The 21,666-nt window shown below is 50.2% G+C and carries 15 protein-coding genes; 7 read left to right on the top strand and 8 right to left on the bottom strand.

Going from position 1 to position 21,666, the window contains the following annotated elements; all coding sequences use genetic code 11:
* Window positions 1–271: 271 nt before the first annotated feature.
* The 5 genes from EKK48_06050 to EKK48_06030 form a co-directional block, all read right to left on the bottom strand.
* Window positions 272–1,375: a glycosyltransferase family 9 protein gene (locus EKK48_06050; GenBank protein ID RTL44809.1), complete on the bottom strand. Its 1,104-nt coding sequence runs from the start codon at window positions 1,373–1,375 to the stop codon at window positions 272–274.
* Window positions 1,372–2,466, bottom strand: a complete 1,095-nt coding sequence (lpxK, locus tag EKK48_06045) for a tetraacyldisaccharide 4'-kinase (protein RTL44808.1) — start codon at window positions 2,464–2,466, stop codon at window positions 1,372–1,374. The genes EKK48_06050 and lpxK overlap by 4 nt, the downstream gene beginning before the upstream one ends.
* Window positions 2,463–3,791 (bottom strand): 3-deoxy-D-manno-octulosonic acid transferase, encoded by a 1,329-nt coding sequence (locus EKK48_06040; protein ID RTL44807.1) that lies wholly within the window; start codon window positions 3,789–3,791, stop codon window positions 2,463–2,465. Before EKK48_06040 ends, lpxK begins: the two co-directional genes overlap by 4 nt.
* 127 nt (window positions 3,792–3,918) lie before the next feature.
* Window positions 3,919–6,621: a primosomal protein N' gene (priA, locus tag EKK48_06035; protein ID RTL44806.1), complete on the bottom strand. Its 2,703-nt coding sequence runs from the start codon at window positions 6,619–6,621 to the stop codon at window positions 3,919–3,921.
* A 25-nt stretch (window positions 6,622–6,646) separates the two neighbouring features.
* The gene (locus EKK48_06030; GenBank protein ID RTL44805.1) at window positions 6,647–7,141 is read right to left on the bottom strand and encodes an HNH endonuclease; all 495 of its coding nucleotides are present in this window, start codon (window positions 7,139–7,141) and stop codon (window positions 6,647–6,649) included.
* A gap of 321 nt (window positions 7,142–7,462) precedes the next feature.
* Here EKK48_06030 and rpsB point away from each other — a divergent pair, with 321 nt between their 5' ends.
* The 5 genes from rpsB to glmS all read left to right on the top strand — a co-directional run bounded on the left by rpsB (window position 7,463) and on the right by glmS (window position 12,742).
* Window positions 7,463–8,272, top strand: coding sequence for a 30S ribosomal protein S2 (rpsB, locus tag EKK48_06025; GenBank protein RTL44804.1), 810 nt, complete (start codon window positions 7,463–7,465; stop codon window positions 8,270–8,272).
* Window positions 8,273–8,374: 102 nt separating this feature from the next.
* Window positions 8,375–9,274: an elongation factor Ts gene (locus EKK48_06020; GenBank protein ID RTL44803.1), complete on the top strand. Its 900-nt coding sequence runs from the start codon at window positions 8,375–8,377 to the stop codon at window positions 9,272–9,274.
* Between the two features lie 266 nt (window positions 9,275–9,540).
* The gene (locus tag EKK48_06015; protein RTL45004.1) at window positions 9,541–10,308 is read left to right on the top strand and encodes a UMP kinase; all 768 of its coding nucleotides are present in this window, start codon (window positions 9,541–9,543) and stop codon (window positions 10,306–10,308) included.
* The gene (locus EKK48_06010) at window positions 10,305–10,862 is read left to right on the top strand and encodes a ribosome recycling factor (GenBank protein ID RTL44802.1); all 558 of its coding nucleotides are present in this window, start codon (window positions 10,305–10,307) and stop codon (window positions 10,860–10,862) included. The genes EKK48_06015 and EKK48_06010 overlap by 4 nt, the downstream gene beginning before the upstream one ends.
* A gap of 11 nt (window positions 10,863–10,873) precedes the next feature.
* A complete protein-coding gene (gene glmS / locus EKK48_06005) occupies window positions 10,874–12,742 on the top strand; it encodes a glutamine--fructose-6-phosphate transaminase (isomerizing) (GenBank protein ID RTL44801.1) in 1,869 nt (622 codons plus the stop codon).
* Window positions 12,743–12,944: 202 nt separating this feature from the next.
* On the opposite strand, the gene EKK48_06000 is transcribed toward glmS, so the two are convergent.
* Together EKK48_06000 and EKK48_05995 are read right to left on the bottom strand one after the other, a co-directional pair.
* The gene (locus EKK48_06000; protein ID RTL44800.1) at window positions 12,945–15,377 is read right to left on the bottom strand and encodes a hypothetical protein; all 2,433 of its coding nucleotides are present in this window, start codon (window positions 15,375–15,377) and stop codon (window positions 12,945–12,947) included.
* Window positions 15,378–15,465: 88 nt separating this feature from the next.
* On the bottom strand, window positions 15,466–16,659 hold the full coding sequence (locus EKK48_05995; GenBank protein ID RTL44799.1) for a tetratricopeptide repeat protein: 1,194 nt from the start codon (window positions 16,657–16,659) through the stop codon (window positions 15,466–15,468).
* Between the two features lie 159 nt (window positions 16,660–16,818).
* Here EKK48_05995 and hemW point away from each other — a divergent pair, with 159 nt between their 5' ends.
* Together hemW and EKK48_05985 are read left to right on the top strand one after the other, a co-directional pair.
* Complete coding sequence (gene hemW / locus EKK48_05990; GenBank protein ID RTL44798.1) at window positions 16,819–17,955, top strand: radical SAM family heme chaperone HemW; 1,137 nt, start codon at window positions 16,819–16,821, stop codon at window positions 17,953–17,955.
* Window positions 17,956–18,143: 188 nt separating this feature from the next.
* Window positions 18,144–19,715 carry a serine/threonine protein kinase gene (locus EKK48_05985; GenBank protein RTL44797.1) on the top strand — a complete coding sequence of 524 codons (1,572 nt, stop codon included), beginning with the start codon at window positions 18,144–18,146 and terminating at the stop codon, window positions 19,713–19,715.
* A gap of 21 nt (window positions 19,716–19,736) precedes the next feature.
* On the opposite strand, the gene EKK48_05980 is transcribed toward EKK48_05985, so the two are convergent.
* On the bottom strand, window positions 19,737–21,635 hold the full coding sequence (locus EKK48_05980; protein RTL44796.1) for a serine/threonine protein kinase: 1,899 nt from the start codon (window positions 21,633–21,635) through the stop codon (window positions 19,737–19,739).
* Window positions 21,636–21,666: the final 31 nt, after the last annotated feature.

Below are 21,666 nucleotides of genomic sequence, written 5' to 3'. Positions count from 1 at the left end.
ATTATAGGCGACTGAGGAAAAAAACGCGCCCTTTCAGGCGCGCTTTTAAATTGGTCGCAGGTCCGGTGCTGCCCGCGGTTGGATGCATCCCTGCTTCCACTCACTTGAGTCTCTGCGTTATGCTCAGATTGACGACCGCCTATTGGGTTTGTTCCCGTTTTAGGGAGCTGAACGACAACCAAAATTCAACCGATAACGGTTTACTTTCAGAGAGTGAAAACCGTTTTCAAATAACTCAACCGATAACGGTTCGACCTATCTAAGATGAACATTAACCGACAGTTTCGTTTTGAACGGTTTGGGCGTTGCCTGGAGTGAAATTCAGTCTGGTCTGCATTACCAACATTGTTTTTTCAACAATTTTGGCAGGGCTGAATTCAGTCAAGCATTCTCGGTTGTTGCATGTTTTGTTGTAATTGCATGGGCGGCAAGTCAAATCGGGATTAAACAGGGCCAGGTGACTGTCACCGTAGGGTCGCCACCGTTCGGGATCTGTGGGACCGAATAAGGCTAGTGTCGGTACTCCGACGGCAGCGCTCAAATGTGCTGGTCCCGAGTCGACGCACAAGGATACGTTCATGCGTCTGTAGAGCGCCATACTTTCGCGTAGAGATAATTTACCGGCTAGATTGAATCCTTTGATTCCGGCTAAATGCTGCAGATCTTCGTAGAGCAGATAGTCTTGTTCTGCACCAGAGAAGTAGAAATCGCAGTCAATTTGAGCGCCTAGCAGTTTCATTACTTCTGCCCAGCGATCGATTGGATACATCTTGTCCGGATGCGCAGCAGCTGCGTGGATAAGGACTTTCGTTTTGCTTCGGGCTAATTCCGGAGCTTTTCTCGAAATGGCATTATCTTCTTCTTCGCTGATCCAGGCATCGAGAAAGCGATCCTGAATTGGCAGGTTGGCTCCGCTCAGCACTTCCAATGTTGAATCGACTTCATGAATGTCTTTATGCCAGGGAATACCTTGAGTGAGCAAAATCTGGCGCCCCTCGGTTGCGTACCCGATGCGATGCCTGGCTCCCGTCAAAAGTGCCAGAAAGGCTGATGACCATGAGCGTTTCAGTACAAACACTAGATCATATTTTTCTTTGCGCAACTCTTTTGCGTATGACCAGAAGCTTTTCGCTTCGCCTTCGCCTTTGTCGTATTTATGGAAACGCGTCGTGTCAAAAGTAATGAACTTATTTACGAACGGACATCCTTGCAGAACTTCGCCGCTTTGAGGACCTACCAGAACGTCGATATGTGCGTCGGGAAACGAATATCTGAGGTTGCGTAAAAACGGCACTGTCAAAATGGTATCGCCAATGAAACGATAGCGGATCACCAGTATTTTTCTGCAAGCCAGCAAGTCTGTATGTGCTTTCATACACCGACGCTCCGCGAGCTGTGCGTTAGTGTTGAGAGGATTTGAGTCACTGCGGGTGGTGGCGAACTCAGCCACTCAGTCTCTATCCTCAGTGCATATAGCTTCTCGGCAAGGCGTTCAGAAGGCTTCATTTTGACCATATCTTTTTCGGTTGTTACTACCAGGTCAGCACGTTCCCCTGCTGTTTCGATACGCTTCATGTCGTCGTCGGAATACCAGTGATGGTCTGGCCAGCTCAGGGTGTCTACCAGATTGGCACCTCTCTCTCTCAGTAGTTTGTGAAAAGGTTCCGGCCTTGCCAATGCTGAGACGGCTACAATCGAATTGCCGTTAAGCGCATCTGCCTGCAGCATGACACAAGTCGGTGATACCAATTGCGATGCTGTGAAGCGACACTTGCTAATTGTTTGTTCGGCCGCATAACTACTTAGGAATTTTTCGAGCCGTTCCAATTTACTCGAGTCGTAATTGTCGGGTATCTTTGTTATCACAAGTGACGTTGATCGAGATAGTGCAGAGAGTGGCTCACGCAGTCTTCCGGCTGGCAAAAGAGAATCGTTGGCCGGCTCGTCGTTGTAATCGATAAGAACCAGATCTGCATCGCGGTGCACGGCTAGGTGTTGAAAGCCGTCGTCGAGAATGAGAACCCGGCAGTTGTAGTGTGAGACGGCAAGGTTAGCTGAAGCCCTGCGATTCGAGCCGACAAGCACGACTGCTTTAGGCACTCGTTTGGCAATTAAGTACGGTTCGTCTCCAGAGTCTGCGCAGTTGGCAAAATTTCCAGCACCGTCACTGACGACCAGGGTTGCATCTTTCGACTGGCGTTTGTAGCCTCGACTTAAAATGCCCACTTTGACTCCCGCCAAGACAAAACGTTGAGCAAGATCTATGGTTACAGGTGTTTTGCCTGTGCCACCGCAGGTGATATTACCGACGCTGATCACCGGTATCTCAACTTGCTCGCGTTTTAATAGCCCGTTTCGATAACCTTGAAGTCTCATCAGTGAGCCTATAAAGTAGGCTGCAGATGCCGGCGTCAGGAGTGTTTTCCGGAACTTTTCGAGAGGAGTGGTGGGGTTGCCCCAACTCATCTTCTTTCTCCTTGCGCGGTTTCTACCTGGATTGTTTCAGGGACAGCCGAATTCAATCCAGCTGCCTTTTCAATCATTGTCAAAGCTCTCTCAACAGCGCCCTGACTTTCTTTCAACCATTCATTGCCGTGACGTCCAAGTTGCTCACGTAAATTCGCGTCGTTGAAAAGTAATTCTAGTTGCTGGGCCAATTCTTTCTCGTCCTGGACAATGATCAAGGCGTTGTGTGCCTTCAGGGCGTCGGCAACATCTTTTGTTTTGTGCAAATGAGGACCAGCGATGACAGGCACCGAGTATGTCAGCGGTTCAACTATGTTGTGACCGCCAATAGGAGTTAGAGTACCGCCAACAAATGCCACCGTTGCTACAGAGTAGAATTTTGCCAGATGACCTATGGCGTCAAGCAGATAGACGTTACCTTCTTGTTCAAACTTTTCATTTTCTGAAAAACGACGTGGGCGAAATCCGGCCAGTCGAATGATGTCTGCCACTTTGTCGAATCTTTCAGGATGGCGCGGTGCAATGATCAATCGCTTTCGTTTGGGCTCGGGTAGCTTTTTGAAAGCGTTGATGACGGCTGCTTCCTCCCCTTCATGTGTGGAACCGGCAATGAAAACGAGATCGTCGGGGGAGAGATTAAGCCGGTTTAGAAGTTCATCTTGTTCGCTTCGGCTGATTGGCTTAAGTCCATCGAACTTTATGTTGCCTAAAACTTGAAGTGGAAGGTTATCGCCGGCTACTTTTTTATATCGCTCTGATTCCCCGGTCGATTGCACCCCTATCGCATCAAAATTACGCAGTATCGGACCAAAAAAGGTTCTGAACCTGTAGTATGACCCGAACGAACGTGGCGACATCCTTCCGTTGATCATTGTGATCGGAATAGTTCTTTCTTTGCATTGGTTGACGAAACCAGGCCAAATTTCAGTTTCGACGATTGTCACTAATTTAGGGCGCAGCGCATCGAGCCAGTTTGCGGTGCACCAGGGCAGGTCATAGGGGAAATAGATGCAGTCGGCAAAGGAAGCGGCTCGCTCCAGCGCCAGTTTATGACCTGCTCCCGTCGTAGACGAGATGACTATAGTCTGTTGAGGGTGTTTGTCGTTGAGTCGCTTGAGCAGTGGCCAGGCGGCATTAAATTCGCCGACAGATACGGCGTGAAACCAGATCGGTTTTACACCATCGGGCGATTTGTATTTTTCTTTGATCGCTTCAGGAACAATGCCGAGCTTTTGTGGCATTCCGTAACGAGCCCGGCGCTTGAGCAGCAGAAATGGTCCGACCAGCACTGCTATTGCCAACATCACTATGTAATACGCGAACAAGCCCGGAATTCCGAAAGTGCAGGAAGTTATAGTCGGTCGAAGATGACAGAAGTGTCGAGTCTAAAGCCTTTCCTGTCCAGAGTTCCAGTCAGATCGGTTCATATTAGCGTGACAATTTTGCGATGACTCAGACTAGGTCAAGAGCGTCTACATCCACTGCCATGCTCAGCCCCTGGGGCAGGTATTTGTTTCGCAAAAAGGCGGTAACCATTTGTCGGCCTTCTTCACCGCCGAGATTCTTGAGAAGCAAATGGTAGCGGAACTTGCCGCGCAAGCGCTCGATCAGGCAGGCGGCCGGTCCCAGCACCTGGACTTCATTGGCAGGTAAAGTTTCTTCTATAAAGCTGGATATCTCCTCGGCTAGCTGTTTGCAAGCGGCTTCTACCGTTATTGGTTCGTCGCCTGCCACGACTACTCTAATGATCTGGCTGAAAGGGGGATAGCCAAATGCCCGCCGCGCCTCCAACTCCTCATTGAGAAAATTGGCGTAATCGTGGTCTTTAGACCATGTGAGGGCAGGCATTTCGCAGTCGTACGTTTGCAATATCACAACTCCCGGTCTTTCACCTCTACCGGCTCGACCAGATACCTGTGTCAATAGTTGAAAGCCACGTTCCGTCGACCTGTAGTCGGGCAGGTTGAAAGCGGCGTCTGCTGTCATTACTCCTACCAGTGTGACATTGGCGATATCCAATCCCTTTGAAACCATCTGAGTGCCAATCAAAACATCGGCCTCACCTTCGGCAAAGCGCTGCAATATCTCATCATGGGCACCTTTGCGACTGGTGACATCGCTGTCCAGTCTGAGAATGCGGCTAGCTGGATAGCGCTCCTGGACTTCCTCTTCGACTCGCTGTGTTCCCAATCCGTACTGTTTAATGAACGGGCTTTTGCAGCTTGGGCACTCTTCCATAGCGGAGCAGCGAAAGCCGCAGTGATGGCAAGCAAGAAAGCCTGCCAGATATGAAGTATTGCGATTTGGACCTGAGTGCTGATGGAAAACCAGAGCAACGCTGCAATTGCGGCATTTGACGACATGCCCGCAAGCACGACAGAAAACGTGACTTGCGTAGCCGCGTCGGTTGATGAGAAGGATGGCCTGCTCTTTTCGCTCCAGGCAGGCTGTCAGTTCGTTTGAAAGGGCAAGCGAAAAGATGCTTTTGTTGCCATTGGCGAATTCTTTTCTCATGTCGGCAATTCGCACAGCGGGCATGGCTTGCTTGAAGACTCGCTCGGGCAATTCGAGAATCTTTTTGCTTTCCCGGGCCCTGGCGTAAACAGCAACGTCGGGAGTTGCGCTTCCGAGCACCACCATCGCTCCTGTTCGTCTGGCTTTTTCAATCGCTACGTCTTTAGCGTTGTACCTGGGACTGGGGCTGGTTTGTTTGTAGCTTGAGTCGTGTTCCTCATCAAGAATGATCAGACCGACCTGGGGAAGATTGGCTAATATCGCTGATCTCGCACCAAGTAGCACTCTGCCTTCGCCGTTTCTCAAGCGTCGCCAGGTGTCGTACTTCTCACCGGGGGTGATGGCACTATGCCATACCGAAACCTGGTCTCCGAAACGCCCTTTCAGTCGCCTTGCTAGTTGAGGTGTCAGGCTTATCTCCGGAACAAGCATTAAGGCAGCCTTGCCGGCAGCAAGTGTTTGCTCAATCAGGCGCAGGTAAACCTCGGTTTTGCCGGAACCTGTCACCCCGTGCAAGAGCCAGGCCGGATAGTCAGATCCATTGTTTGCTATTGGACCCTCATCGCCCAGAGTTCTTGCCAGCTCTGCCGATAGAATCTCCAGAGCTTTCTCCTGCGCTTCTGTCAAACGGAGATCTGTATTAGTTGTTCTGGATACTTGCAGATTGCTGAGCGGGTCTCGAAATGTCTCTTCGTGACTGATGCTTACGATTGCGGACTCGGCTAGCTTTTTAATCGTTGCCGGCGTCGTTTTGCCCTGATCCAGCAACTCTTTCAGGGTCATCTGACCGCCATTTTTGGCCAGGATTCCTATTACCTCTTTCTGTCGAGCGGTTTTGCCCTCTTCTCCAGTCCAGATTACTGTCGTAACCACTCGTGGTGCCTGGGCGTTGGTTGACTCCTGTACGACGGTCAAAAGTCCTTCGCCGCGCAACATTCCCACGGCTCGATAGAAATGTGATGCCGTCATTCTCGATTTCACCGTGCGCCGCCATCGTTGCTTTAGTGCCACCATTGATAGAGCCAGATTTCTGCTTTCCAAAAGCACCCTTATGATTGCTTGACTGGCTGGTTCATAGCTGGAAAGACTGCCGCCGCGCCGTTCATAGGCATCTCTATTCAACCTGACGATACGCTTGAATTTGGCGCTCAGTACAGAAGGCACTGCGGCTGAGATCACGTCGGAGAGATTGGCGCAGTAATAATCGGCAATCCAGTAAAGAAACTCGACGTATTCCTTGTCGAACAAAGGCTCAGGCTCAATGACCTCGGCTATCTCCTTGAGAGTTACCTCGGTTTTGGCCTCATCGCTGAGCGATACCACATAGCCACCGACCAGGTCTCGCCCGCCGAAGGGCACAAGCACCTGAGCGCCGATGAAGGTCTCGGCTGCAAGTTCTTCGGGGACCCTGTATGTGAAGAGCTTATCCTTGAGCTCGCGGGCCTGGATATCGACGATTACATTGGCGTAAACGGTGCTTGCCAAACCTTTGCTCCGCAGTAGACCGGCATGAAAACGTTTTGTGGTTCCATGAAAGTATAGAGATAAAGACACGTCTCTGACCTCATTGCAGGGGTATGAGCGCGAACGCTTACATTCAAATACGTTCTTTTGCCTGCAAAAGTTCAAATTCGCCAAAATCGCACTGAATCGGGTCTGAACTAAATCAGGCGCCGATTACGTACTTCTTCCAGCTGAACTCACCAGAGACTGAGTGCTTCGAAATTTCAAAATAAACGTGACTGGGCGGACGGCGCGGCACCACATGGAGCGCCATGTTCGCTTCTTTGGGGGTGCGGTCGCCTTTCTTGACGTTGCACTTCAGGCAAGCCGCCACGACGTTATCCCAGCTGTCTGTGCCCCCCTTCGACCTTGGCACGATGTGGTCAATGGTCAGATCGTGGCGCCTGTCACCGCAATATTGACAAGTGTAATTGTCACGGTGCAGCAGGTTTCTCCTTGACAGGCTGATCTCTTTGTAGGGAATCTTTACGTACGAGCGCAGCCGAATCACCGTCGGTAGTGGGAAGTCTGCGTAAAGAAGTTTGCCGTTGTGTTCGATTTGCTCAGCCTTCCCTTTCATGAGCAAAACCACTGCACGACGCCATGTACAGATGTTCAGAGGTTCATATGAAGCGTTAAGAACTAGTACTTTAGACATCCAAAACCCGTGCGACTTAGCAATTGTTTACGATAGAAATATTATAACAAGAATAACAAGTATGTCTATAAATAAGCCTTTTAGGGGCTTTGTGATACAATTACGTGATTGTCTAATCGAGCAATCGAGGTTTGTAGCGGACTGCGCTAGACTCTGTTGCATCGTTTGGACTAGCGAGTGACGCTGTTCGAGCTCCGTCAGACTGACGCTCTTGAGTGTTTGGTCCGTGCCTGAACTCCGCTACTCGTTCCTGTCCGCAAGTATTACCCTTCGTTATTACACGTCGTTCGTGCTCGGCACCATGAGGAGATTGTACAAGCCTTGTCAGTAGCATCTATGAGACAACTGTTGGAAGCAGGCGTCCACTTCGGCCACCAAACCCGCCGCTGGAACCCTAAAATGCGCCCATATATCTATGGAGAGCGCAACGGAATTTACATCATCGACCTCGAGCAAACCACTCGTGCCCTCGATAAAGCCTGCGAGTTCGTTCGCAAATCAGCTTCAGAAAAGAAGAACATTATCTTTGTCGGCACTAAGAAACAGGCTGCTGAGATCGTTCAGGAAGAAGCACTGCGTTGCGGCGCTCACTTCGTCAACAGACGCTGGTTAGGCGGCATGCTGACCAATTTTGAAACCATTCGCTTGCGTATCAACCGACTCAAAGAGTTGGAAGAAATGAAAGAAACCGGCGAATTGTATCGTCGCCCCAAGAAAGAATTGGCTGTTCTCAATCGTGAGCTTTTCAAGCTTGAGAAGTCACTTGGCGGCATCAAAAACATGCGCGGCAAACCAGACATTCTTTTCATCATCGATCAAAAGCGTGAACTGATTGCAGTGGCAGAAGCCAAGAAGATCGGTTTGACCGTCGTCGGAATTATCGACACTAACTGCGATCCAGCCGGTATTGATTACGTGATTCCAGGCAACGACGACTCGATTCGTTCAATCAAATTGATCACCGGTAAGGTTGCTGACGCCATTCTGGAAGGCAAGCAAGGTCGTGTCGAAATCGAACCGGCTTTGTCCAAGGCAGAAACCGAAGCCGCCCCGGATGCCGAAGAACGTGCACCTGAGCATGCTCTGGTCGGTGCCGGTTCGTCTGACGAATCAAACGAAGAAAAAGCCTAAAAGCTGAATGATCCAAAATTCGACTTTCCGGGCTTTAAAAAATCCCGGAAAGTAGTTTGGTGATTAGATTTAGAGTCGAAAGCAAATTGCAGGAGTAATGAAATGGTTGATATATCCGCATCCATGGTTAAGGAGCTGAGAGAGAAGTCCGGCGCCGCTATGATGGATTGCAAGAAGGCACTGGTCGAAGCGGCTGGAGATCTGGAAAAAGCTTTCGAGGTGCTGCGTCAGAAGGGTGTCGCGGTTGCCACCAAGAAGTCGGGTCGTACTGCTTCTGAAGGTCTCGTGGTCGGTCAAATTTCTGCTGACGGCAAGACCGGCGCGATTGTAGAGATAAATTGCGAAACAGATTTCGTTGCCCGTAACGATCAATTCGTCGAGTTGACCAAGCAAGTCTCGGATCTCGTTTTGAAGAACAAACCGGCAGATGTCGAGAAGTTCCTCGCTCAGAGCGCCGGCGACAAGCAGGTGAGCGAACTCGTCACCGAAGCAGTGGCAAAAACTGGTGAGAACATCATTCTTCGCCGACTGGCTGTTTTCGATGCGACTGGAGAAGGCATCGTCGGACTGTACATTCATGCCCTGGGCGGCAAAATGGGAGCGATTCTCGAGCTTTCATCGACTAAACCAGTCGATCGTGAAAAGCTCGCTGCCATTGCCCGCGAAGTTGCCATGCACGTAGTTTCGGCAAAACCACAGTATCTAACCAGAGACGAAATTCCAGCTGATGTTGTCGAAAATGAGCGTCGCATTGAGCTTGGAAAAGCCGATCTGGCAGAGAAGAAACCGGAGATGAGAGAAAAGATCGTCACCGGCCGAGTAGACAAGATTTTGAACGAACGCTCTTTGAACGATCAGATGTTCGTTAAGGATCCCAACAGCACCGTTGGCAAGTATTTGCAGACCAAGGGTGCCGAGCTTGGTACTGAGCTCAAACCCGTCAGGTTCGCGCTTTTCATTCTCGGTGAATTAGCGGCTGAGACAAACGGTAAAGAAGACTAAAAGGAGAGGGCGACGCGAAAGCATCGCCCTTTTTTTCTGACTCTTTTACAGAAACTAATCAGACAGTAGTTCGAACAACAGTTAGGAATAACCCAAAATTCAGAGCATCGACCGGACCTATTAATCCCCGCAATACCGATCGATATCTGATCTGCCTGCACATGTACATAAGCCTTGTAAGAATGCTGAAAGGACAGCGTTCAGGCGAACGGGTTATTATGGCGGGGAACCAAAAACACCACCTCGTCAAAGGTTCAATAGCTATCGTGGGCGACATAAAATATAAACGTGTTCTTTTGAAATTAAGTGGTGAAGCCCTGATGGGCTCTCAACACTCTGTTAATGCTGCTTCTATTGCTACTCGCGGCAATATCGACCCGGAAGTAATCGATCGCATCGCCAATGAAGTGGCCAACGCACACAAGCTAGGTGTGCAAATTGCCATTGTAGTTGGTGGCGGAAACTACTTCCGCGGCAGCCAGGGAAGCGCCTGGGGCATGGACAAAGCTGCTGCCGATTATGTCGGTATGCTTGCCACAATTATGAATTGCTTGATATTGCAAGAAGTTTTGAAGTCCAAGGGTGTCGACACACGCGTGCAGACAGCTATCGCTATGCCGGCAGTGGCAGAGCCTTTCATCAGGCAACGAGCGATCAGGCATCTGGAGAAGAATCGTGTCGTCATCTTTGGTGGTGGCACAGGCAACCCCCTCTTCACCACAGATACAGCCGCTGCCTTGCGAGCCGCTGAGATCAAGGCCAATGTCATTCTCATGGCTAAGAACAACGTGGACGGTGTTTATGACGACGATCCGAAATCTAACACCAATGCCAAGAAAATTGACGATATAAGCTTCGGAGAAGTGATACAAAGAGGTCTGAAGGTCATGGATCCAGCAGCTGTCTCTGTCTGTCAGGACAATGGCATTCCAATCGTTGTGTTCGACTTCGCAAAGCCCGGAAGTATTGAAAGAATCGTCTCGGGACAAAGAATAGGTACATTGGTAGCGACTGCTGTTGGAGGAAGAAAATGACCGGCGGTGACATTATTGCTGATGCCGAAGAGCGCATGAAAAAGGCAATTGGAAATCTGCATCAAGAATTGCAGACAGTCCGCACAGGACGTGCAAATCCTGGATTGCTCGATCGTGTTGAAGTTGACTATTACGGAACACCCACTCCGCTCAAAAGTCTGGCAAATATATCCACTCCTGATGGTCGTTCGCTTGTGATTCAGCCCTACGACAAAAGTGGACTGAAAGACATTGAACAAGCTATCCACAAGTCCGGACTGGGATTGACGCCCACCAGCGATGGCTCCATGATCAGAATTTCGATTCCGACTTTGACTGAAGACCGTCGCAAAGAACTGGTCAAAATCGTAAAGAAATACGGTGAAGAGTGCCGCGTCGCTGTGCGCAACATTCGCCGAGACGGAGCCGATCATCTGAAGAAACAGAAGGGTGAAGGTGTCTCGGAAGACGAAATTAAACGCAAAGAGGAAGCTCTGCAAAAGGTTACAGATAAGTACGTAAAGGAAGTAGATAAAGCCATTCACGACAAAGAAGTCGAAGTGATGGACATCTAGGAGGTTCAAACATGTGTGGAATTGTTGGTTATCTTGGACCAGCCCAGGCAGCACCGGTTTTGCTATCCGAGCTTAGATGTTTGGAGTATCGCGGTTACGACTCAGCGGGCGTGGCTGTAATTGAAGACGGTCAGTTGTCTGTAATGAAGGCGGCTGGCAAACTGTCCAATCTGGAAGCCTTACTTGTCACCAAGAAACCAGCAGCAACAGTGGGCATCGGTCATACTCGTTGGGCTACCCACGGTGTGCCGAATGACCAGAATGCTCATCCCCACATGGATTCGACCGGCACGATTGCAGTTGTTCACAACGGAATTATCGAAAATCACGAAGAGCTACGTGAAGAGCTGATTAAGGCTGGATACGTTTTTACATCTGAGACCGACACTGAAGTGGTGGCACATCTGGTGTCGTTCGAATATAAAAAAGACCAGGACCTTCTGAAAGCGATTTTGCGTTCAGTGGCCAGACTGGATGGAGCCTATGCTCTGGGAATCGTCTGTCAGCGCCATCCAGACAAGATTTATGCTGTCAATCGTCACTACTCTCTGGCGATCGGATTGGGTGAGCACGAAAGCTATCTTGCTTCCGACAGTATGGCCGTGCGTCAGTACACCAACAAGATTCTTAAACTCGAACAAAGCGAAGTAGCAGAGATTTCTGCAAGTGGCGCCAGGCTGTTCGACTTTGAAGGCAAGGAAGTTTTCCGTAAGCCTGTTTCGATGGACAGCAATCCATACATTATCGATAAAGGTGGATACAAACATTTCCTTCTTAAGGAAATTCATGAACAACCGCTGGTGCTGCGCAAAACGATCGGAAAATACCTGTCGGCTCCAACCAAACCGGTCAATTTTGTCGTCACGCACGAAGCTGATGAGAACCTCGGTTATGGAGTGAAATTCACACCGGAAGAGATCAAATCTTTTGAACGGGTCCACATCGTTGCTTGCGGAACTGCATATCACGCTGGTATGGTCGGCAAATATCTTCTCGAGGAGCTTTGCTCAATCCCAGTTGACGTTGAGATCGCGTCTGAAATCCGCGGACGTCGAATGCTGGTGAACGAAAAGACTCTCACTATTGCAGTCAGCCAGTCAGGCGAAACAGCCGACACAATCGCCGCATTGACCGAAGCAAAGGCACGTGGATCCTACACGTTGGGAATCACTAACCGTCCTGATTCGCATCTTGGACAGATCACACCTAACTTGATTGTCACTGAATGCGGTATTGAAGTCTCAGTCGCTGCCACGAAAACATATGTGGCTCAGCTGACGAGCTTCTATTTACTGGCCATCTATCTGGCGGAAGTGCGCGGCTCAATCACGAAGGAACGTGCCAAAGAGCTGAAATCAACTTTGAATTTGATCCCCACGCTGCAAGAGAAAATCCTGGGCAAGGAAAACGAAATTCGCAAGTCGTCTCTCAAGTATGCAGAAGCTCATGACGTTGTATTCATCGGTCGTGGTCTGAATTTCCCCACTGCACTCGAAGGCGCTCTTAAACTCAAGGAGCTGTCTTACATTCATGCTTCCGGTTACGCTGCCGGTGAACTCAAGCATGGACCGATTGCCGTACTGGACGCAAACGTACCTGTGGTGACTGTAGTTGTGCCAGGCGCAGTTTATGAGAAGACTCTGTCTAATGCTCAGGAAGCGCGAGCCCGGAATGCCAAAATGATCGCCGTGGCAGTTGAGGGCGATGAGCAAGTAGCGAAGATGTTCGACACCACTTTCACCATTCCGGAAGTGGAAGAATTCTTCAGCCCACTGCTCACAGTCGTGCCGCTGCAACTGATGTCTTATTACATTGCCGACTATCTTGGTAAAGACGTCGATCAGCCGCGCAACCTCGCTAAGTCAGTCACGGTCGAATAAGTCCATCGTACCGGTTAAGCCACTTTTCATAGCGGCTCCTACTGTGAGCATCCGCAAACACGTGGATGCTCAAAACGTGGATCGGCACCGGTGAGCACCTGAACACGTGGATCCGTAGATCTGATCAGCCTCATGTGCAGAGGCTGATCAAAACCGCGACCCACTGTCAGCGCGCAGATCCGTTTGATTGATCAACGCGAACTTACAGTGTCGGTGTTGGTGACGCATCAGTGATTGATGTCGGATCGTCCTCTACGATTTTTGGCGTCAATAGAAGCATCAGCTCCGAACGATTTCGTCCCTTCAAACTGTTTCTGAATAATGCGCCAAGAACTGGAGCTTCAGCCAGATACGGAACTTTGGCCAGCTGGGCTGCTTCTTGCTCTGAGAACAAACCACCTAGTACCAGCGTCTGACCATCTTTGATGCGCACTTCTTGCGACATGATTTCACGTACGTTCAAGAGCGTGACAATTGTAGGGCTGGCCGTAGAGCCAAAAACCTGAGGCGGACCCAGTGGAGTGGAGACCTGAGGGCGCAGCCTCATCGTGATGAAACCGTCCTCGGTGCACTTGGGCAATACGTTCAAAAAGATACCAGCTTTGGTCAGCTCGACGTTCGTTGTAACCACGCCCAAGCTGACCGTAGACGTCACTTTGTGTACGACTTCACTGGCAATCGTAATCAAAGTCTCTGTATCGTCCACGACAACCACGCTTGGATTGGCGACAACTTTAGCTTTATTAGTTTGCAGCAAGAGCTGTAGGTCGAGGTTCAGAGCCGTAGGTACAGTGGCTATATTCTGCTTTCCGCCTGTACCCTTACCACCTGTGAGGAAGTTGAATGCCGACTGTGCAAACTGTGAGGCTTGAATGCCTGCGATGGTAGGAGCGACAGGCAGAAGAGACCCGACCAGTCCGGTGAAGGCGGTGCCAGGGCTACTTGGTGTCACTGGAGTCGGATTGGTTGTCGGCAACGTCGCGCCAAACGGTTGTGCCGGCGAAGGGAAAGTGCTGCCTAAACCAGGAAGGTATTGAATCAACGGTGCTCTAGAGTTACCCAGGATTGATGAGGAAGCGCCCTCTCCCTGCACGTTCAAAGTAGCACCGAGCTGGCGGATCCCCTGGTTCGTCAGTTCTATCAGTGAGGCTTGAATGTGTACTTGTTTCGGACGGCGATCCAGTAATTTGATCGACTCTTCGGCGATATTTATGTCTTCCTGGGTGCCAACGACCAGGATCTGGCGGTTCTTTGCGTCTGGTATGACGATTGCCCCGCCACCATTTTGTTCGACGATGTAGTCTGAATTGATTTCCTGGAACGAACGGATCTGTTGCGAACCGGGGTCAGTGGCGGCATTGTTGAAGCCCACCCCTTCCTGTGTCTGGCTGCGGCTCGAGCCACGTACGGTGCGATTTACATCCGGTCTATTGGTTTGCGAACTATCGATTTCGCTGGTCGACTTATCGCCTTCGCCTGTGGTGCCGTGGTTCTCGGTCGAAACATCACCCTCAGGCGTCGTGCCACCAGCTTTACGCACGCGGTCGTTTGACGATGTGTCTGTTGATTCGTTGCTGCTTCGCCTTCTGAACTGAGAGTTGAAATCAGGGAGCATTCCTTTGTTGAATATAGAGGCATGCAAAATCATGGCCACGTCATAAGGCGATGCATAACTGAGCTTGAAAGCACGAGCCATGGGGCGGTTCAGTCCCAACTGCACCATGGCCTGCAATGTCGCGACAATGACCGTGTTGTTGTCCAGAGTTCGACTTTGTAAACCGGCGGCAGCCAGAACACTGTCCATAGCTTCGTTCAATGTGACGTCGCGCAGATCGCCTGTAATTTTTCCAGCTACCGATTTGTCGATGATGATATTGAGATTGCCACGACGAGCCAGTTCTGCAATTACTTCGCGTACTGGAGTATCGCGAAAACTCATGTTGTGGATCAGTTGTTCGTTGGCAAATAGTTTGAACTGCTTGCGGATGTTTACTGTTCCGACTACTCCCGGAATCGGATTGCGTTTTGAACTCGCGGGGCGGGGAGGGCTTTGCGCTATCGAGAGACCATTGCCTGAGTCGCCCGGAGCACCGGCAGGGTTTGAAGCCCCGAGGATGTCACCGTCGTCTTTGCCTGTATCTTTGCTGGCTATAGATTTGGGCGGGCTGGAGGCAGGATCGGCGTCGGCAGTCTGTGTGGCAGAATTCCCTGCCGCTGATTTTGCATCGCTGCTCTCGCCTGCACTATACGAAAGAGACGTTGATTTGCCTGAAGCTTGAGCAGGAGCGCCTGCTGCATTAGCCGAAAAGTCTTTCGCGCTGGGCTGGTCCGGCGGAATGGAAGGATTGACCGAGCCTGGTGGTACAGTCGGGTTGGTTGCACCGGCAATAGTGTCAGTGCTATTTTGCCGGAGACGGTTTGACGCAGTTGAGTTTATAGTTTGGGCGGAAGCCGGAAACGAGGACAACAAAACTGACACCATGCTCAGTGTTACAGCGGTGTTGATGAAGCTTCGAAATTGTCTGGATCTTCGTTTGCTGTTTCTTTGGTTCATTGGGCCCGTTCGGGCAATTCCCACTTGTTTCCCTGATAATTTTACCTGCATGGTATCAAATTGCAATGTACCGTCAGACATACGACGCCGCGCCGCCACATCTGGTGCCTGTCTTCGAGATCATTAGCTAGTTTAAATCGCTTTTCAACTGCAATGGTATCGAATATGGTTATGGATGTTTTTTGCCGGAAAGCCCGTGAATGGCGATTTCCAGGTTGTTTCGAGCTTCGCTCAAATGTGGATTGATCCGCAACGCCAGACGAAGTTCGGAGATAGCCAAAAATATATCTCCTTTGCCGTACAGAGCATAACCAAGATCATTTCTTGCTTGTGCATTGAGTGGATCAAGTGCCACCGCTTGTTTGAATTCTTCGACAGCGCCGTTCAGATTATTTTTTGCGTGCAGGGCTCGACCGAGTGCTATATGGCTGTCTGCCGAGGCAGGGCTGAGCAAGACCGCCTGTCGGGCCGTGCGTATCGCCGACTGCGTATTTCCTGAAAGCAGCAACGCTTTTGTCAACGCAACATGTGCCTTGGCAGAGCCTGGCTCCACCGAAACTCCCTGACGGGCTGCTTTGACGGCACCGATATTGTCGTGTGCAACAAGCAAAGCTTCGGCTAGCCCAGAGTAGCCGTCTGCTGTTGGTTTGATTGCCACTGCTTTTCGATATTCGGCAATCGCTTCTGAAACGTCACCGTGACTGGCAAGACTGTCGGCGTACAAGATATGAACATCAGGTGAATCAGGAGACAGCTCCATAGCTCTGTGAAATTCAGCACTGGCAGATTCTCGCGCGTTTACGTCGTCATAAACGCAAGCCAACAATGTGTGAGAAACATAATCATCAGGTTTGAGCGCGATCGCTCGTTTGAGCTCTGTGGCTGCGCCCTCGTAGTCTCCCGCCAGAAAGAGGTATGCTCCTAACTTCCGCCTCAGCATGGGATCAGAAGGATGGTCGGTAACCTGTCGTCTAAAGCTGATCAGCAAATCGCCGATGGCATGCAGGTCGGCTGAAGCAGGATCCAGTTTCACTACCTTGACGACAGAATCCAGATCGCCGAGAAAATCTTGAGCTTTCTCCTCAGATGTCAGCTCCACCGGCTTACGGTTGAGACGGCTGACCGGCGGCTTTCTTGTCACCGTCGGTCCCACGTTTGTTTTCATGATGCCATTTAGCGGAGTCCTGGGAATCAAATTCTCGGCAGATTTCTGCCTGAGCATATCCATCGCCGGGGTGAGACTTTGCGAGCTGCTCGTTGATTGCGCTGATGCGTATGCAACCGAGCATGAATAGATAAGTCCGAGGACTACGAAGTTGGGCCAGATGGATGTATTGTGGCTACTGTTAAGCAAAATGTTCACGAAGCTCAAAGTTCTTCAATCGTAGCAAGTTGTCCGATTCTTAGTATTTTAGCTGCGTAATTAACCTCTGGCTGGAAGGTCTTGAATTTTCCAGAGTGCAGGAAATTCCTTCATCACCGGTGCAGAGTAATTGTGATTTGCCGCATAATATCTGTACTCATGTCTTTAAGCGCATACGTTCACATTCCCTTTTGTACGCACAAATGCGAGTTTTGCGATTTCGCAGCATTTGCCGGACTGTCGCATCTGGAAGATGAATATTGTCAGATCGTCTGTTGCGAAATCAGCGAACGTGATGTCTCGAATCTTGAGGGGACCGCGCTTGATTCAATCTTCTATGGTGGTGGAACTCCTGGCTTGATAAGCATCTCCAACCTGGCAAAGATTCAAGATCAACTGAGAAATAAATTTGGGCTTTCCGCAAACTGTGAAATCAATCTGGAAACGACACCACATGCGATTACATCGGATAAACTGCAGGGCTGGAAAGAACTTGGTGTCAATCGTCTGTCTATCGGTGTCGAGTCGTTTCAGGATGCTGAACTGAAAGCAATTGGACGCGATCATACGAGAGCCCAGGCTTACGAAGGAATCGAGCAAGCGTTAGCTCATGGTTTGGATAATGTCTGTCTTGACTTTATGTATGGTTTACCCACTCAAACTATAGAATCGTGGACAAATACACTCGAACAGCTATTCGCTCTCACCGAGCGTTCTCAGCAGATCAAACATTTTTCTGCCTACGGTTTGCATCTTTCAAATAATTCGCCTCTGTATTCGAGATTTCCCAAAGACTCTCCCCTTTATCCAGAAGACAAAATTCACGAAGAGATGTTTGTGACGCTCGTAAAAATGGCATCGAAGGCTGGCTTTCAGCACTACGAGGTGTCAAATTTTTGCCGACCAGGAAATCAATCCCGACATAATCTTTCCTATTGGAATAACAGTGAATACGTAGCCTATGGTGTCAGCGCTCACAGGCATGTTGCGGGCGTGCGAAGCTCTAATTGGCGATCGATAGCCGCGTACATGAAAGACTACCTTGGTAACGAGACCTCGGAGGTGATCGACCCGGAGACCCGCAAGCGCGAGGCGATTATGCTGGGGCTGAGATTGAGGAGCGGGCTTGACCTGACTTCGTTTGAAGCAGATTTTGGCGTCAAATTTCTGGAGAATTACCGGTCGCAAGTGGAAAAGCTGACCAGCTTGGGTCTGGTCGAGCTTGTGGACCGCAGGTTGCGTATTACCGACCACGGGGTACTCGTCAGTAACTCAATCATCTCCGAGTTCTTTTAGATTAATTCGGTCGCTTTGCGGATGATTTAACCCTGCGCTGCTGCCTCCTCACGGTCTGTCATACCCTCTTGCGCCGTCAGCCGCCCCCGTGGCAGTTTAGCGTTCGGGTAGCACGGGTATGGTTATAACGTTCGCTGGCGCCATTAGCGCTCTCGGGAGATGCCCATGCTTCGGGAGTCGAAAATCCATTGAAATCCTGCCCTGAATGCTTTTCAGAGTATGAGGACTCGGTCGAGCGTTGTCCTGAAGATTCAGCGACCCTGAAAAACATCGAGAAAGATCCCCTGGTTGGCAGCCGCCTGGCAGACCGATATGAGGTCCTCGGTGTGGTTGGACGGGGCGGTATGGGTGTCGTCTATAAGGTACGACACGAGATGATGGACCGCTTCATGGCCGTGAAGATGTTGCATTCGCACCTTGTTTCGGAACCGGAGGCTGTTAAGCGTTTTCATCGGGAAGCGAAGACCGTTTCTCAGGTTAAACACCATCACATTATTACCCTTTACGACTTTGGCATGAGCTCACAGCGTCAGCCTTATCTGGTCATGGATTTTCTGGAGGGAACAAGCCTCAAGAATGTGATCAAAGAAGAAGGGATGGTGCCTTTTGAGCGTGCTGATCACATTTATCAACAGGTCATAGACGGATTGGCAACAGCCCACCAGATGAATCTGGTGCATCGCGACTTGAAGCCTGAGAACATCATGCTCAGCAAAAACGCAAACGATCCAGATTGGGTGACTCTGGTCGATTTTGGTTTGTCGAAGCTTCGCGAACCGAAGCAGGAAGATGCTTATCAGATTACCAAAGTCGGCGATGTCTGCGGCAGCCCACCCTATATGAGTCCGGAACAGTGCCTCTCTTCCACGGTCGTCGATCCGCGCAGCGACATCTACTCGCTTGCTGTGTGTGTATATGAAACCCTTACAGGCAGGCTGCCATTCAACGCTAAGTCGGCTATCGAAATGCTCGATGCTCATCTTTACGCCACTCCAATCCCATTCAATCAGGCATTGCCTGAATTGAAGGTCTGCTCGGAGGTGACGCATGTCCTTAATAAGGCTCTGCAAAAGGATCCTGAAGCAAGGCATCAAACTGTCCAGGAATTCGGAGAGGAACTGCACGACGCCCTGTCTAGAGATGCTTTGAAGCTTCGAACTTTCAAACACAGAATTGAGGTAGCAAACTTCAAGGATCTGGTCAGTGAAGCTGAGGCTTTGCACAAAGCGACACTGGAAAATGAAGCAATGAAGGCCGTTACTGCGCAAGTCGCCAAAGCTGCTGCTGATCTGGATGGCGTGCAGTTTATGCGCAACAAAGAAAATTCAAGTGAGCAGCGTACGTCTAAGGCCAACAAGATTCTTTCCGACAGCGGCTGGATGAGCCGGTTTCAGAGAAAGGGAGAAGATGAGTCAGAGTCTGTCGCCACAGGTGAGCATCCACTACTGGACACGTGTCCATACTGCCATGCTGCGGTGCAGCCGGAAATCAAATTCTGCATAAAGTGCAACCATCAACTGACAGGACCGGTCGGTCAATACAGCCCGACCAGGGCCAACAAGAGCGACGGACAGGGCAAGGGTTTCAGTTCTAAGGCCAAGGTCGCAACGACCAGCAAGTCAAATTCGCTGTCAATTATCCAGAAGGTTCTTACTGTCGTCTTAGTTGTTCTGATTGGCTATGGCGGCTGGACTGCCATGAATAATGATGAACTGCGCACCACTATTAGTAAGCTCGTCGCCAACGTGGAGAAAAAATAGTCACCATATGCGGTGCTTGACTCACTGCATTGTGTTTTTGGGTTGGTTGAGTTCTTTAGTGTTTAATTCGCTTTGCTGTGGTGACGATTGTTCGGCGATGACGGCTCGGTTCAGCAATTCTTTGATTTGTTCGATGTGCTCTTTACCTTCCTGCGAAGCCTGGAATCCTTCCGCGGTCGTGGCCACTCCTGCATCACAATGGTTCTGTTCTTCGATTTCAAGCGCCTCTTGAAGCCAACTTAAAGACTTGACGAAGTTCTTTTTTTGAAAATCGTCTCTGGCATTGGCTACATATTTCTTCGCCAGCGTTTCTGCATAGGCTCGGTCGACTTTGCTGCCGCCGATTCTCTGCAGCAGCCCTGCATCCATGTCGATTATCCTCGCCAGGTCGTGACCGTCGTGTCCATAGATATACTCCATGTGTTTGACGTTGGCGTCGAGCAGTTCATGACGAGCCTGCGTTATTGTCTCTTGATCCGCGCCGGTATGCTCAAGGCAGATCAACAGACCGAGGAGTGCTTTCGTTCGTTTCTCAGTTCCTTCGCCAAAATCCTTAGACATCTCTACGGCAGTTTTATAAGATTCGAGAGCTTGCTTGTATTTGCCCTCACGCACTTCAGCCTCAGCTTCTGAAATTTTCCACCGATAGGGCTCTTGCTTGTAGAACGGGGCGGGATCAGATTGTGGACCAGGTTTAGTGGCCAGCCAGAAAAGTGTCATCACCAGGGAACCCAACATGACGTACAGAACCAGCACCATCTGGCGCAATCGTCGATTGTGCGCATCTTGTTTTTTTGTCAGGTCGACTGCGTCCAGCACAAGCTTTTGCAATTCTTCTTTGGCCCTGGCACCGAGTTCCAGATCTACGACCGTCTCTGCGCCAACATCTTCAGGGCCAGGTGGCGTACCAACTGGTTTAAGCCCTGTCCGACTCTCTTGTAGATGGAATCGTGAGCCTTTTATCGAGTCAATTAGCTCTTGTTTGAATTCTTGCATTGTTTGCTGGCGCTGATCGGGATTTTTTTGCAGCGCTTTGAGAATGCAGGCGTCGAGAGCTTCGGGAATCTCTTTGTTTGGCACCACTGCGCGAATCGGAAGAGGTTGCTCGCCGACGTGTTTGTTCATCGTCTCGAAAGAATTTATCCCCATCAGTGGTGGCGATCCTGATAGCGTTTCGTAAAGGACGCAGCCGAGCGAATAAATATCTGAACGCGCATCGAGCGGTTTGCCCTGGCACTGTTCCGGGCTCATGTAGAGTGGACTTCCGAAAACTTCGCCTGGTTGTGTCAAACTTTGCGAATGGCTTGATTCGATTTTTGCAATGCCGAAATCGACAATCTTGACCAGATCACTGCCGTCATCTTCTTTCATAAGAAAGAGATTGCCGGGTTTGAGATCTCTGTGAATTACTCCTTTTGCATGCGCGCTAGCAAGCCCGCTGCAAGCCTGGATGAATATATCGAGAGCTCGTTCGACATCCATATCTCCATTTTTTGTCAGCCAATCGGAGAGGTCCTGTCCTTCCAGATATTCCATAATCAGGAAAGCTTTCTCGTCGCTGATTCCGAAGTCTAGAACCTGAATGACATTCTTGTCTCGAATTGATATTGCCGCGACTGCCTCTTGTTTGAATCGGTCGAAGCTGGTCGGGTCAGAGTTGAGGGTTTGATGCAACACTTTGATGGCGACAAGATTTTGCATGAAAATCTGCTGCGCCTTGTAGACCACGCTCATGCCGCCGCGCCCGAGCACATCTATGATCTCGTACCGATCGGCAAATGTCTTGCCGATCATGGGATCAGGCAGCGCGACAATCAGACGCGTTCCATCGTGCGGACAGACTTGCCTGCCGTCGGCAAATTCTTCCTGGCAGCGCATGCAGCGCATTCTAATTGGCGTTTCGACGTCGTCTGAGCCCACGTGCAGGATGAATCCTTATTTAGGGCTTAGA

It is taken from the genome of Candidatus Melainabacteria bacterium (assembly GCA_003963305.1).
Lineage (GTDB): Bacteria > Cyanobacteriota > Vampirovibrionia > Obscuribacterales > Obscuribacteraceae > PALSA-1081.
The sequence above is the reverse complement of the archived record's forward strand: the minus strand, read 5'-3'. Positions and strand labels throughout refer to the sequence as shown.

What these genes read in the sequence shown, in the direction of transcription:
- EKK48_06020 (RTL44803.1), top strand. Translation starts at nt 8,375, where the DNA reads ATGGTTGATATATCCGCATCCATGGTTAAGGAGCTGAGAGAGAAGTCC.
- EKK48_06050 (RTL44809.1), bottom strand. Translation starts at nt 1,375, where the DNA reads ATGAAAGCACATACAGACTTGCTGGCTTGCAGAAAAATACTGGTGATC.
- lpxK (RTL44808.1), bottom strand. Translation starts at nt 2,466, where the DNA reads ATGAGTTGGGGCAACCCCACCACTCCTCTCGAAAAGTTCCGGAAAACA.
- hemW (RTL44798.1), top strand. Translation starts at nt 16,819, where the DNA reads ATGTCTTTAAGCGCATACGTTCACATTCCCTTTTGTACGCACAAATGC.
- EKK48_06030 (RTL44805.1), bottom strand. Translation starts at nt 7,141, where the DNA reads ATGTCTAAAGTACTAGTTCTTAACGCTTCATATGAACCTCTGAACATC.
- glmS (RTL44801.1), top strand. Translation starts at nt 10,874, where the DNA reads ATGTGTGGAATTGTTGGTTATCTTGGACCAGCCCAGGCAGCACCGGTT.
- EKK48_06000 (RTL44800.1), bottom strand. Translation starts at nt 15,377, where the DNA reads ATGTCTGACGGTACATTGCAATTTGATACCATGCAGGTAAAATTATCA.
- EKK48_06010 (RTL44802.1), top strand. Translation starts at nt 10,305, where the DNA reads ATGACCGGCGGTGACATTATTGCTGATGCCGAAGAGCGCATGAAAAAG.